At 72.0% G+C, this 13,388-nt stretch carries 11 protein-coding genes; 5 read left to right on the plus strand and 6 right to left on the minus strand.

The features are described 5' to 3' along the window. Positions 1 to 260: 260 nt before the first annotated feature. The 5 genes from AB0E98_RS21650 (at position 261) to AB0E98_RS21670 (ending at position 6,357) form a co-directional block, all read left to right on the plus strand. Complete coding sequence (locus AB0E98_RS21650) at positions 261 to 563, plus strand: hypothetical protein (protein ID WP_361704971.1); 303 nt, start codon at positions 261 to 263, stop codon at positions 561 to 563. Between the two features lie 51 nt (positions 564 to 614). Next, complete coding sequence (locus tag AB0E98_RS21655; protein WP_361704974.1) at positions 615 to 1,460, plus strand: hypothetical protein; 846 nt, start codon at positions 615 to 617, stop codon at positions 1,458 to 1,460. A gap of 43 nt (positions 1,461 to 1,503) precedes the next feature. Then, positions 1,504 to 3,477 (plus strand): fumarate reductase/succinate dehydrogenase flavoprotein subunit, encoded by a 1,974-nt coding sequence (locus AB0E98_RS21660; protein ID WP_361704976.1) that lies wholly within the window; start codon positions 1,504 to 1,506, stop codon positions 3,475 to 3,477. Continuing rightward, positions 3,474 to 4,241, plus strand: a complete 768-nt coding sequence (locus tag AB0E98_RS21665; RefSeq protein ID WP_361704979.1) for a succinate dehydrogenase/fumarate reductase iron-sulfur subunit — start codon at positions 3,474 to 3,476, stop codon at positions 4,239 to 4,241. Before AB0E98_RS21660 ends, AB0E98_RS21665 begins: the two co-directional genes overlap by 4 nt. Before the next feature lie 205 nt (positions 4,242 to 4,446). Beyond that, the gene (locus tag AB0E98_RS21670) at positions 4,447 to 6,357 is read left to right on the plus strand and encodes a TPM domain-containing protein (protein WP_361704981.1); all 1,911 of its coding nucleotides are present in this window, start codon (positions 4,447 to 4,449) and stop codon (positions 6,355 to 6,357) included. A gap of 79 nt (positions 6,358 to 6,436) precedes the next feature. Here AB0E98_RS21670 and AB0E98_RS21675 read toward each other — a convergent pair whose 3' ends face one another. The 6 genes from AB0E98_RS21675 to AB0E98_RS21700 form a co-directional block, all read right to left on the minus strand. After that, positions 6,437 to 8,959 (minus strand): SpoIIE family protein phosphatase, encoded by a 2,523-nt coding sequence (locus tag AB0E98_RS21675; protein WP_361705285.1) that lies wholly within the window; start codon positions 8,957 to 8,959, stop codon positions 6,437 to 6,439. A gap of 188 nt (positions 8,960 to 9,147) precedes the next feature. Then, complete coding sequence (locus AB0E98_RS21680) at positions 9,148 to 9,567, minus strand: ATP-binding protein (RefSeq protein WP_361704983.1); 420 nt, start codon at positions 9,565 to 9,567, stop codon at positions 9,148 to 9,150. A 122-nt stretch (positions 9,568 to 9,689) separates the two neighbouring features. Beyond that, positions 9,690 to 10,097 (minus strand): (deoxy)nucleoside triphosphate pyrophosphohydrolase, encoded by a 408-nt coding sequence (locus tag AB0E98_RS21685; RefSeq protein WP_361704986.1) that lies wholly within the window; start codon positions 10,095 to 10,097, stop codon positions 9,690 to 9,692. A gap of 76 nt (positions 10,098 to 10,173) precedes the next feature. Then, positions 10,174 to 10,353, minus strand: coding sequence for an SPOR domain-containing protein (locus AB0E98_RS21690; RefSeq protein WP_311616074.1), 180 nt, complete (start codon positions 10,351 to 10,353; stop codon positions 10,174 to 10,176). A gap of 165 nt (positions 10,354 to 10,518) precedes the next feature. Further along, positions 10,519 to 12,162 (minus strand): APC family permease, encoded by a 1,644-nt coding sequence (locus AB0E98_RS21695; protein ID WP_361704989.1) that lies wholly within the window; start codon positions 12,160 to 12,162, stop codon positions 10,519 to 10,521. Positions 12,163 to 12,429: 267 nt separating this feature from the next. Next, positions 12,430 to 13,182 carry a GntR family transcriptional regulator gene (locus AB0E98_RS21700; protein ID WP_361705288.1) on the minus strand — a complete coding sequence of 251 codons (753 nt, stop codon included), beginning with the start codon at positions 13,180 to 13,182 and terminating at the stop codon, positions 12,430 to 12,432. Positions 13,183 to 13,388 lie beyond the last annotated feature (206 nt).

Below are 13,388 nucleotides of genomic sequence, written 5' to 3' on the forward strand. Positions count from 1 at the left end.
GCGCGGTGGCGCCGCGCCGGGGCGTCTGCTGCCGCCCACTGAAAGCGACGGCCCGTTCGATGCCGTGCCGACACGTCGCCGCCCGGGCCGAGGCCACCCACCCGGCCGAACGATTCGGCAGCCAAAGGGGGTCGGGGTGAACGCGTTCCGCCATTGGCGCGATCGCGGCGGCTATCTTCCCCTCAAGGGGTGTGACGCGCGACACTCTCTGTCGCATGACCGGGCGCCACCCGCCATCACCGAAGCGGAAGGCCACAATCATGTCCGTCAACGATGACTTGAACGCGATCCAGCGCAGCCTGGACGAGCTGGGCCGCTCGGTGGACCGGCTGGAGCGGCAGCTGGGCAAGGGCGGGCTGGAGGTGCGCCGGCTGCGCACCCACTCGGAGCATCTGCGTGACGATCTGGCCCTGCTGCGGGACAGCGCCGGGCGGTCCGGGCGGCAGCAGCCGGACCGGCAGGTCCAGCAGATGGTGCAGGTCCCCGACGCCCCGTACGACGCGTCGCTGTGGCGGGACGCGGACGAGGAGGGGCTCGGCTCCCGGGTCCGGCGCGCGCCCTAGCGGCTCCCGCACAGCGGAGAGTCCACCGTCCACTCCTGACCGGAGTCCCCCTTGGCCACTGGTACCGACCCCGAAACCACCGCCGCCGCGGGCCGGGCGCCCGCGCGCGGCGGCGTCCACCACTCCTCGCGCGCGGCGATCCCGGCTCCTCATCTGCGCGCCGACCGCTGGTGGCTGTCGCCCGCCGTCACGGCCGCCGGGCTGCTCGCCTTCGTCGTGTACTCCACCTGGCGCGCCTTCGCGGGCGCCGACTACTACGCGGCCCCCTATGTCTCGCCGTTCTACTCCCCCTGTCTCGCGGACAATTGCGTGCCGATGAAGGGCGGGGCGGACTGGGGGGTCGTCGGGTCGTGGTGGGGGCTGTCGCCCGCCCTGCTGGTGCTGATCTTCCCGCTGGGCTTCCGGCTGACCTGCTACTACTACCGCAAGGCGTACTACCGGGGGTTCTGGGCCTCTCCCCCGGCCTGCGCGGTGCCCGAGCCGCACAAGAAGTACTCCGGCGAAACACGCTTCCCGCTGATCCTCCAGAACGTCCACCGCTACTTCTTCTACTTCGCGGTGATCGTCGCGGGAATCCTCACCTATGACGCGGTCCTGGGCTTCCGCGACGCGGACGGCGCCTGGGGCCACATGGGCCTCGGCACGCTCGTCCTCCTCGCCAACATCGGGCTGATCTGGGCGTACACCCTGTCCTGCCACTCCTGCCGGCACATCGTCGGCGGCCGGCTGCGCAACTTCTCCAAGCACCCCGTGCGCTACCGCATGTGGGGCTGGGTGAGCGCGCTCAACGCCCGCCACATGCAGCTGGCCTGGGCGTCCCTGGTGAGCGTGGGGGTGGCGGACCTCTACGTCTATCTGGTCGCGAGCGGCGCCTTCAGCGACCCGCGCTTCTTCTGACGCGCGCTTCTTCTGACAAACGAACAAAGGGACCTTCTTTCACATGACTCGGGTGGACCGGCAGTCCTGGGACGTGGTCGTGGTGGGCGCGGGGGGCGCCGGGCTGCGGGCGGCGATCGAGGCGCGCGAGCAGGGGCTGCGCTGCGCGGTGATCTGCAAGTCGCTGTTCGGCAAGGCGCACACGGTGATGGCGGAGGGCGGCATCGCCGCCTCCATGGCCAACGTCAACCACAACGACAACTGGCAGGTGCACTTCCGCGACACCATGCGCGGCGGCAAGTTCCTCAACAACTGGCGGATGGCCGAGCTCCACGCCCAGGAGGCCCCCGACCGGGTGTGGGAGCTGGAGACCTGGGGCGCGGTCTTCGACCGCACCCCGGACGGGCGGATCTCCCAGCGGAACTTCGGCGGCCACGAGTACCCGAGGCTGGCGCACGTCGGCGACCGTACGGGCCTGGAGCTGATCCGCACCCTCCAGCAGAAGATCGTCTCGCTCCAGCAGGCGGACGCGCGGGAGTACGGGGACTACGAGGCGCGGCTGAAGATCTTCCAGGAGTGCACGGTCACACGCGTCCTGAAGGCTCCGTCCATCAGCGGCTCCGCCGCGGGCGGCCGGGTCTCCGGCGTCTTCGGCTACGAGCGCGAGTCCGGCCGTTTCTTCGTCATCGAGGCGCCGGCGGTGGTGCTGGCGACCGGCGGAATCGGCAAGTCCTTCAAGGTGACCTCGAACTCCTGGGAGTACACGGGCGACGGGCACGCGCTGGCGCTGCTGGCGGGGGCCCGGCTGGTGAACATGGAGTTCGTGCAGTTCCACCCGACGGGGATGGTCTGGCCGCCGTCGGTGAAGGGCATCCTGGTCACCGAGTCGGTGCGCGGCGACGGCGGGGTGCTGCGCAACAGCGACGGCAAGCGCTTCATGTTCGACTACGTCCCGGACGTGTTCAAGGAGAAGTACGCCGAGTCCGAGGCCGAGGGCGACCGCTGGTACACCGACCCGGACAACAACCGCCGCCCGCCCGAGCTGCTCCCCCGCGACGAGGTGGCCCGTGCCATCAACGCCGAGGTCAAGGCGGGGCGGGGCTCCCCGCACGGCGGGGTGTTCCTGGACGTGTCGACGCGGATGCCGGCCGAGGCGATCAAGCGGAAACTGCCGTCCATGCACCACCAGTTCAAGGAGCTGGCGGACGTGGACATCACGGCCGAGCCCATGGAGGTCGGCCCGACCTGTCACTACGTCATGGGCGGCGTGGAGGTGGAACCGGACACCGCCGCCGCGGTGGGCGTGCCGGGCCTCTTCGCGGCGGGCGAGGTCGCGGGCGGGATGCACGGCTCCAACCGGCTCGGCGGCAACTCCCTCTCCGACCTGCTGGTCTTCGGGCGGCGCGCGGGGCTGCACGCGGCGCGGTACGCGGCCGGGTTCGCCACGGAGGCGGCGCCCGTCGTGTCGGACGCCGATGTGGAGCTGGCCGAGGCGGAGGCGCTGCGGCCGTTCGGTGCGGAGAGCCCACGGGGCGCCGGGCAGGCCCCGGAGGGCGCGGCCGAGAACCCGTACACCCTCCACCAGGAGCTCCAGCAGGCCATGAGCGACCTGGTCGGCATCATCCGCCGGTCCGGGGAGATGGAGGAGGCGCTGCACCGGCTGTCCGGGCTGCGGGCGCGGGCGCGGCGGGCCGGGGTGGAGGGGCACCGGCAGTTCAACCCGGGCTGGCACCTGGCGCTGGACCTGCGGAACATGCTGCTGGTCAGCGAGTGCGTGGCCCGGGCGGCGCTGGAGCGCGAGGAGAGCCGGGGCGGGCACACCCGGGACGACCACCCGGGGATGGACCGGCGGTGGCGGCGGATCAATCTGGCCTGCCGGCTGGCCGACGAGTCGGCCGAGCCGGCGGCGGCGGACTCGGCGCTGGGGCTGGTCCGGCTGGAGCGGCAGGAGGCCCAGCCGATCCGGCCGGATCTGCTGGAGCTCTTCGAGAAGGAAGAACTGGCGAAGTACCTGACCGACGAGGAGCTCACCTCATGAGTTATCAGGCCCGCTTCAAGGTGTGGCGGGGCGATGCGGACGGTGGCGGCCTCACCGACTTCGAGGTGACCGTCAACGAGGGCGAGGTCGTCCTCGACGTCGTCCACCGCCTCCAGGCGACCGCGGCGCCGGATCTCGCGGTGCGCTGGAACTGCAAGGCGGGCAAGTGCGGCTCGTGCAGCGCGGAGATCAACGGCCGGCCCCGGCTGCTGTGCATGACCCGGATGTCGGTCTTCGACCCGGCGGAGACGGTCACGATCACCCCGCTGCGGGCCTTCCCGGTGCTGCGGGACCTGGTCACGGACGTGTCGTACAACTACGCCAAGGCGCGCGAGGTGCCCTCCTTCGTCCCGCCCGCGGAGCTGGGGCCCGGGCAGTACCGGATGAAGCAGGAGGACGTGAACCGCGTCCAGGAGTTCCGCAAGTGCATCGAGTGCTTCCTGTGCCAGAACACCTGCCATGTGGTGCGGGACCACGAGGAGAACAAGCAGGCGTTCGCCGGGCCGCGCTTCCTGATGCGCGTCGCCGAGCTGGACATGCATCCGCTGGACGCGGCCGCCGAGGCCGGGGTCGACCGCAGGAAGGGCGCCCGGGAGGACCACGGCCTGGGCTACTGCAACATCACCAAGTGCTGCACCGAGGTCTGCCCCGAGCACATCAAGATCACGGACAATGCCCTGATCCCGCTGAAGGAACGGGTCGTCGACCGTTCGTACGACCCGCTGGTGTGGCTGGGGAGCAAAATCGGACGCCGGAAGGGCTAGCCGGAGGGCTGGCCGGAAGGGGCAGCGACCCCTTGGCTGCACCATCCGGCGTAGTCGGAGTACGCCCGAGCGGGCGCACGACACCCGGCGCGCATCGGCGGCGTGCGTGACGGCGGAGGCGCCCGCACATGGGCGTGAACACCCTCCGTATAACCTCGCGCGCCCCCGGTAGCGGGTCAACCAATCCGGTCATACGCTCCAAAACGTGACGCGGCTTTCGTGGGGGTACGGGCCGAGGGCGCCGGGCTGGGCCATGATCTGCGCCCTCGTCGCACTGTGCGCCCTGCTCCTGCCGACCGTGCCCGCCTCGCGCGCCGACACCCCGCTCGATCTGGACGCCGCCGGCCGGATCACCGACACGGTCGGGGCGCTGGGCAAACGGCGCGTCCAGGTCGAGATGGCCCTGGACAGGCTGCACACCGACCACCACGTCCAGCTCTACGTCACCTACGTCCACGACTTCTCCGGCCGCGCGGCCCACGCCTGGGCCGACGCCACGGCCGACCGCAACGGCTTCGGCCCCCACGACATCCTGCTGGCCATCGCCACCCACGGCGGCCAGTACGCCGTCTCGGCCGACAAGACGTCCGGCTTCCGCAAGGAGCAGCTGGAACGGGTCGCCACCGCCGCCATCGCCCCCGCCCTCAAGGAGCACGACTGGGCCGGGGCCGCCATCGGCGCCGCCGACGGCTACCGGGCCGTGCTCCGGGGCGAGCCGGTCCCCGCCCCCGTCATCAAGCCCGGCACCAGCGACCCGGGCGGCGACGGCATGCTCCCCGGCCACCGCGCGGTCTGGGTGCCCATCGCGGGCGGCGCCCTCGTCCTCCTCACCGGCCTCGCCCTGCGCTCCCGGCGCGCCCGCGCCGCCCGCCGCCGCCCCGGGGCGGCCCGCGCCCGCCCGGCCGTCGCCACGAGCACCGAACCGGGCCTGGCCCGGCTGGCACAGCCGCTCACCACGCTGCCCGACCTGGACGCCGAGGCGTCGGCGAACCTCGTCGACACCGACGACGCGGTCCGCACCAGCGCCGAGGAACTCCGCTTCGCCACCGCCCAGCTGGGCACGGCCGCCACCCGGCCCTTCGCCGAGGCCGTGGCCTACGCCCGGGGCGAGCTGGCCGACGCCTTCCGGCTCCGCCAGCACCTGGACGACGCCCCCTACGAGGAGGAACGGATCCGCCGGCACGCCCTGGACGAGATCTGCTCCCGCTGCACCAGCGCCAACCGGCGGCTGGACGCCGAGTCCGAGGCCTTCGACCGGCTGCGGGGCCTCAAGGCCAACGCCGCCGCCATCGTCGACCGCGCCGAGGCCACCGCTCGCGGCCTCAACCCCCGCGTCGCGGCCGCCGAGGCGGCGCTCGCCGCGCTCGCCCACTGCCGCGCCCGCAAGGCCCTCGCCCCCGTCGCGGGCCACCCCGGGGAGGCCCGCGACCGGCTCTCCTTCGCCGACACCGCGCTCGCCGAGGCCCGTACGGCCCTCCTGGTCGCCGACCCCGACCACGCCGCGGTCTCCGTGCGCGCCGCCGAGGCCGCCCTCTCCCAGGCCGCCACCCTCACCGCCGCCGTGCTGCGCCACACCCACGCCCTGACCGCGGCCACGACCCGGCTCCGCGCCGTCCTGGCCGAGGCCTCGGGCCGGCCCGAGGCGGCCCCGGCGCTGAAGGCCGCCCTCCGGGCGATGGCCCACGGCCCCTACGACCCCCGGGAGGTCCTGCGCCTCCTCGACGAGGCCATGACCGGCGAGGCACGCGCCGCGCGCACCGTCCTCACGGCCCGCGCGGAGGTGTCGGCGGCACGCGACTACATCAGCACCCACCGGGGCGCGATCGGCTGCCGCGCGCGGACCCGGCTGACGGAGGCGGAGCGGCACATCGGCCTGTGCCGGGGCCACGACGTGGCGACGGCCGTCGCGGAGGCGACGCGCGCGATGGCGCTCGCGCAGCAGGCGCGGGCGCTGGCCGAGGACGACGTGCTGACGTACGGCACGTCGTACGACGACGAGTCGGCACCGGCGCCGGCCCGGGCGCTGGGTGGGGCGCTGCTCGGGGGGATCATCCTGGCGGGATTGCTGCCCGCGACCTTTGGCGGCGGCGCGACACGGGGACGGTTGGCGGGGTGACGTCGTCTTCCGGGGCTCCGCCCCGGACCCCGGTCCTCAAACGCCGGACGGGCTGAATTCCAGCCCGTCCGGCGTGGGGTCAGTACAGGCTCAGCAAGGCCTCGACCGCGTCGGGCGCCGGCGAGTCCCCGTCCGGGAGGCCGAGCTCGAACCACACCGTCTTGCCGTGCGGGATCCGCCGGCTGCCCCAAGCCGCGCTGAGCAAGCCGACGAGCTGCAACCCCCTCCCCCCCTCGTCCGTGTCCCGCGCCCGCCGCCGCCGCGGCTGGACATGCCCGCTGTCCCAGACCTCGCAGACCAGCGTCCGGTCCAGCAACAGCCGCAGCCGGATCTCGCCCTCGCCGTACCGCAGGGCGTTGGTGACCAGCTCGCTGACCAGCAGTTCCGTGGTGTCGACCAGATCGCCCAGCTCCCAGCCCTCCAGCTGCCGGCGGGCGAGCTCCCGGGCGCGGGCGACCGAGCGGGGCTCGGGCGGGAGGGTCCAGTCGCCGACGCAGCCGGGGCGCAGGCCACGCAGCCGGGCCATCAGCAGGGCGATGTCGTCCTCGCCGTGGTGGGTGTCCAGGGCGCTGAGGACGTGGTCGCAGACGTCCTCCAGGGGCCGCTCGGGGTCGGACAGGGCCTCGCGGAAGGCGTGGAGGCCCTCGTCGAGGGGGTGGTCGCGGGACTCGACGAGGCCGTCGGTGTAGAGGGCGAGCAGCGCCCCGTCCGGGAGCTCGATCTCGGTCTCCTCGAAGGGCTCGCCGCCCACGCCCAGCGGCATGCCGGGCGGCACCTCCAGGAGCATCGCGGGCTCGCCGGCCTCGACGAGGACCGGTGGCAGATGGCCGGCGTTGGCGACCGTGCAGCGCCGGGTGACCGGGTCGTAGACGGCGTAGACGCACGTCGCGAGGTAGACCTCGGAGAGGTCGGCGGGACGGACGCTGCCGCGCACGCCGCGCGAGGCGGACTGCTTGCCGCCGGGGCGGCCGAGGCCGTGGGCGATCTCGTCGAGCGCGGAGAGCACCTCGGCCGGCTCCAGGTCGAGCATGGCCAGGGTGCGGACGGCCGTGCGCAGCTCGCCCATGGCGACGGCGGCCCGCAGCCCGCGGCCCATGACGTCGCCGACGACGAGGGCCGTGCGGTGCCCGGGCAGCTCGATGACGTCGAACCAGTCGCCGCCGACCTCGGTGGCGGCGTTGCCGGGCAGATAGCGGCAGGCGATCTCGACGCCGGCGGCCTCCGGGTCGCCGGGGGGCAGCAGGCTGCGCTGGAGGATCAGGGCGCGCTCGTGCTCGCGGCGGTAGAGGCGGGCGTTGTCGATGCAGACGGCCGCGCGGGCGGCGAGCTCGACGGCGAGGGCCGTGTCCCGTTCGCCGAAGGGCTCGCTGCCCTTCGTACGGGAGAACTGGGCGATGCCCAGCACCGCGTCCCGGGCGACCATCGGCACGGCGAGGGTGGACTGCACGACGGCGCCGAGCCCCCCGTCGCCGTCCTCGCTCTCGCGGCCGGGCACCACCTGGACGTGGGCGGTGCGCAGGGCCTGGGCGCACGGCGAGTGGAACGCGTAGCGGTGGACCTCGCCGACCTGGACGGGCTTGGGGCCGGACCCGGTGACGGGCGCCCCGGAGACGGCGCTGGAGTAGGCCACGCGGCGTAGCTCGGCGCTGCCGTCGGCGAGGCCCGGCGGGGCTTCGTCGCCGACGAGCAGGCCCTGGTAGAGGTCGACGGAGGCCAGGTCGCAGAACTGGGGGACGGCCACGTCGAGGAGCTCGCGGGCGGTCTTCTCCAGGTCGAGGGAGTTGCCGATGCGGGCGCCGGCCTCGTTGAGGAGGGCCAGGTTGCGGCGGACGCCGGCGGCCTCGCGCTCGGCGCGGCGCCGTCCGGTGACATCGGTGGCGATCGCGGCGACCCCGATGGGGCGGCCGCTGCCGCTGTGCAGCCGGTAGAGCGAGACGGACCAGCGGCGGCGTTCGTTGTGGCCGGGCACGGGGCCGACGAGCTGGACGTCCGCCACCGGTTTGCCGGTGTCGAGGACCTGGCGGAGCGCGGCGGTGAGCCGGTCGGCCTCGGTGCGGGGCAGGAAGTCGTGGGGGGTGCGGCCGCGGTGCCAGGCGGAGGGGCGGCCGAAAGTCTGGGCGAAACTCTCGTTGACGCGCAGCAGCCTCAGGTCCGTGCCGAAGAAGAAGAAGCCGAGCGGAGATTGGCCGAAAACGGCTTCGGAGGCGGCGATGTCCGTCTCTATTCCGCGCAGCGCCCGGACGTCGACGGCGACGCAGAGCGCGGCACGGTCGCCCCGGCCGTTCTCACTGGGCATCACATAGATCTCGGCGAGGCCTTCCTGGCGGTCGCCGTCCCGCTGGTAGGGCACCAGGCCCGTCCAGGCCCGGCCGTCGAGGCCGCCCTCGGTGAGGAAGGGCGCGGCGGGGTGCCGCCCGCGCCGGCCGTCCGCCACGGGGGCCAGGATCTCCAGGGGGTCCCGGCCGACGGCCTGCCGGGCACCTATTCCGAAGAGCTCGGCGGCCCGCTCGCTCCACTGGTCGATCCGGCCGTCCGGGCCGAGGGAGAACGACGCCACGCGGATGTGGTCGTACAGGGAGCCGGGCGGACTGTTCTGCCACATCGCCGTGGCGTCCCTGCTCTCTGGCCTGCCCGCCGTACCCGCTGGCTTTTCGCTCACGTGCCCGTCCCCTCCGGCTCTCGTGCTCGCACCGGCATCAGAAGGCCGAGTATCCAGCACAGGGGGCCTTCGGAACACGGACTTCACGATCACAGCACGGTCTCAACCCGCTATGTCTTCCCACCGGGTTACTAACCAGGCAGGGTCAGCTCGAACCACACCGTCTTCCCGGTGTTTCCCGGGCGGGTGCCCCAGCGCCGGGAGGCCAGGGCGACGAGCTGGAGTCCGCGGCCGCCCTCGTCGTCCGGTTCGGCGACGCGTTCGCGGGGCAGGTCGGGCAGCGGGTCGGAGACTTCCACCAGAAGGGTGGGTCCCGCGTGGGAGTACATGCGCACCCCGATGGGGCCGCTGGCGTAGCGCAGGGAGTTGGTGACGAGCTCGCTGACCAGGAGGACCGTCACATCGGTGACGGAGTCCAGGCCCCATTCGCGCAGGGTGTCGCGCACCAGCGTGCGCGCGGTGCGCACGGCCGCGGCGTCGGCGGGAAAGCTCCACTCGGCGAAACCGGGCGTATGCGCCACGGTCCCCGTGCTGTCGCCCACGCCGACCACTTCCCAGACTGCTCCGGCATGTCCCCCTTTGGGGCCAATAATCAGCACATACCCGGTATAGGGGTCGGGCTATCTTCTTCACCCCGGTCCATGGGCACCGGTTGCCGCATTCGGCGTAGCGCTTACGCGTCCGCCCCGGCGCGCAGCCGGGCCGCGGCCTCGGCGACGGCGGGACGGTCCTGCTCCAGCCAGTCGACCTCGTCGACGCCGTCGGGGGCGAGCCAGCGCAGCTCGTCGTGGTCCTCCAGGGGGCGGGGCTCGCCGGCCAGCAGCCGGGCCGTCCACACCTGGAGGACGTAGCCGGGCTTCAGGGGCCATTCTCCGGCGATGCGGTCGACCGGCTCGGCCTCGATGCCGAGTTCCTCGCGGAGCTCCCGTACGAGCGCCTCAGGGGCGCTCTCGCCGGGCTCCAGCTTGCCGCCCGGCAGCTCCCAGCGGCCGGCCAGCTCGGGCGGGGCGCTGCGCCGCGCGGCCAGCAGCCGCCCCTGGTGAAACACCGCTCCAGCCACCACCACGCGCACCGTCGTCATGGGGGTAAAGCGTAGACGCCGGGTGGTACTGATCTCTCAGTACCACCCGGCGTCCGGGAGGCCATGGGCCCAGGGCCTAGGTGACCGTGTGGCCGACCCGTTCGACGACGTAGAGCCTTCGGTCGCCCTCCATGTCGAGCCGGTCGGCGACGCGCTCCGCTTCCGTTCTGGTGGCGTAGCGGCCGACACGGTAGCGGTTGCCGTTCTCGTCCTGGCGGATCACCAGCCAGGGCAGGACCGGTCCGGTGTCAGTCATCGCTCCTGCCCTCCCGTCCCCGCGCGCACCGGCGCACGCCCTTCGGTGACTCCTCCGGGGGTTCCCGAAGAAACCGCAGTACGCATATGCCCGAGCCTACGCCCGACCTTTACGCACCGGATACGGGTTTTCACGAAGAGGTACGCATTCGGCCACCCGTGAGGGTTACTTGACCTTGGCGAGCTCCGGCTCCTCGGGAGCCTCGGCCGCCTCGGCCTCCATGATTTCCTTCTCGACCTGCTCAAGGGTCGGGTTGCGCCACGCGCTGCGCACGCCCCACATGTAGAAGGCCAGCGCGATCAGGACAACCACGACGATGTCCCAGCCCGGGGCCAGGTAACCCTTGCCGCCGAACTCGCTGCCGCCGGCCCACGAGACGAACGCCATGACGAGCAGGTAGGCCACCATCCAGGAGCCGGCCTTCAGGTGCGGCTTGAGCTCGGCCCACGGCTTGCGCAGCTCGTACCAGGCCCAGATCGGCAGACCGATGGCCATGATGAAGATGACCTTGCCCGTCAGCGGCCAGCGGGCCCAGTACATGACCAGCGAGCCGAAGATCATCGCGATGGGGGCGATGACCGGCATGGCCTTCAGCTTGACCGGGCGCTTCATGTCCGGGGCGATGCGGCGCAGCGACATCACGGCGACGGGGCCGGTGATGTACGAGATGACGGTGGCGACACCGACGATCTCGGCGATCGAGCCCCAGCCGCGGAAGACGGCCAGGAAGACGAAGGAGATCGCGAGGTTGAGCAGCAGGGCCGGCTTCGGGACACCGGTCTTGGGGTCGACCTTGCCGAAGACCTTCGGCAGGTGGCCGTTCTCCTGGACGCCGTTGATCATGCGCGAGGTGGTGGCCGCGTAGATCATGCCGGTGCCCGACGGGGAGATGAAGGCGTCCGCGTAGAGCAGCAGGGCGAGCCAGTTCAGGCCCCAGGTGATGGAGAGGTCCGCCAGCGGGGACTTGTAGGCCAGCGTGTTCCAGCCACCGGAGAGGTCGGCGGCCGGGACGGCCATCAGGAAGGCGACCTGGAGCGCGATGTAGATGACCAGCGCGATCAGGATGGAGCCGATGACGGCCTTCGGCAGCGACTTGCCGGGGTTACGGGCCTCGGCGGCCATGTTCAGCGGCGACTGGAAGCCGTTGAAGGCCCAGACGATGCCCGCGACGGCGACGGCGCTGAAGACGGCGCTCCAGCCGTTGGGGGCGAAGCCGCCGTGGGCGGAGCCGACGTTGCTGGTGTCGAAGTGGGCGAAGACCAGGGCGCCCGCGGTGAGCACCGGCACGACGACCTTGAACACGGTGATCGCGTTGTTCGTCTTGGCGAACAGGGTGATCGCGAACCAGTTCAGGAAGAAGTAGAAGACCACCAGGACGCTGGCGGCCGCGAGGCCGGTGCCGGTGAGCTCCTTGCCGTCGAAGAGGTGCTCGGCCCAGCCGAACTTCCACGAGCTCATGTACTGGATCGAGGCGGTGGCCTCACCCGGGATCACGGAGACGATCGCGATCCAGTTGGCCCAGGCGGCCATGTAGCCGGCCAGCGAGCCGTGCGAGAACTGCCCGTACCGCACCATGCCGCCCGCCTTGGGGAACATCGAGCCGAGCTCGGTGTAGGTGAGGGCGATGGTCAGCGCCACGACGGCGCCGATGACCCAGGCGAAGATGGCGGCCGGCCCGGCGAGCACGGCTGCGCGCTCGGCACCGAACAGCCAGCCGGAGCCGATGATCGACCCGAGGCCGACGGCGGTCAGCGCCGTCGTGCCGAGGGTCCGGCGGTAATTCGAGTGGGAACCCTGTTCGGTGCTCAAACCCCGGATCTCCTTTTCTTTCTAACCCCCATGGCAGGACACAAACCGCGCCATCGTACGAGCGATTTGGCCGAGTTGGTTCTGCCAAAAGGCCCTGACCTGGGCCTATGTGAGTTTTGCAACATCGGAAGCCCCTATTTCAAATCGGGGCCAACCTGGACATAGGGGGTAGTTCCTACCGGTCGGTACGGTCCGGGGGTCAGGGTTTTCCAAGATCATGAACTGACTCGGGAGTCAGCAGGGAAATGCTTGACGCGCCGTTCACGCCTACTTCACCGGCAGGTGGTAGGCGACCCGGTACCGCTCGGCGAGCATCACGACGTCGGCCGTCTCGACGGGACAGCCACCCGCGAAGTACGTCCGCGAGACGACCACCACACAGTGGCCGGGCACCCCGCCGAGGGCGAGCGTCTCCCCGGCCAGCCCGGGGCGCGCGCTGACCTCCTCGGTGACGTTGTCCACGACGACGTCGATGGCAGCCATCCGCTCCACCACCCCCCGCCCCGCCAGCGGCCCCTCCTCGGGCAGCATCACCGGGGTGCGCCCGGTGATGGCCAGGGGCTCCCAGGAGGCCGAGAGCATGCACGGCTCGCCCCCGGAGCGGAAGAGGTAGTCCGTGCGCATCACACGGTCACCGGGGCCGATCCGCAGCCGCCGGGCGATTCTCGGCTCGGCCGCGACCTGCTCGCTGCGGGACTCCCAGGTGCCCTTGATCCGGTCGTCGCCCTGCTCCTGCCGGAACGGCGTGGACTCCCCGGCCGCCCGGTACCCCGTACGCACCACGGGGCGCGAGACGGGCTGCTCGCGGACGTACGTACCGGAGCCGGAGCGGCCCTCGACCAGACCCTCGGCCATCAGGACCTTGCGGGCCTCCAGGGCGACGGTGTCGGAGACGCCGTACTGCTCCCGGATGCGCGCCTGGGAGGGGAGCCGGGTGTGCGGCGGCAGCTCGCCGGCGACGATTTTCTGCCGCAGATCACCGGCGACTCGAAGGTATGCGGGCTGGTCACCGAAGGCCACGTCCACTCCCAAGGGGTTGACAGTCCGCAACAGCTTGGCAACCGTAGGTTGCGATCCGCAACCTTAACCCATAGATTCACAGGAAGTAGCGAAGTCCAGCTCAGCGAGGCTGAGTTGAGACCTTCGGGCACATGCGGAGAGCACTCACCCGCGGCATTTCCGCAACTATGCGCAAACCCTCCCTCCCGTTGCGGGGGTACATACGG

Origin of the sequence: Streptomyces sp. NPDC037389 (assembly GCF_040636475.1) — a bacterium.
GTDB classification, from domain to species: Bacteria; Actinomycetota; Actinomycetes; order Streptomycetales; family Streptomycetaceae; genus Streptomyces; species Streptomyces hesseae.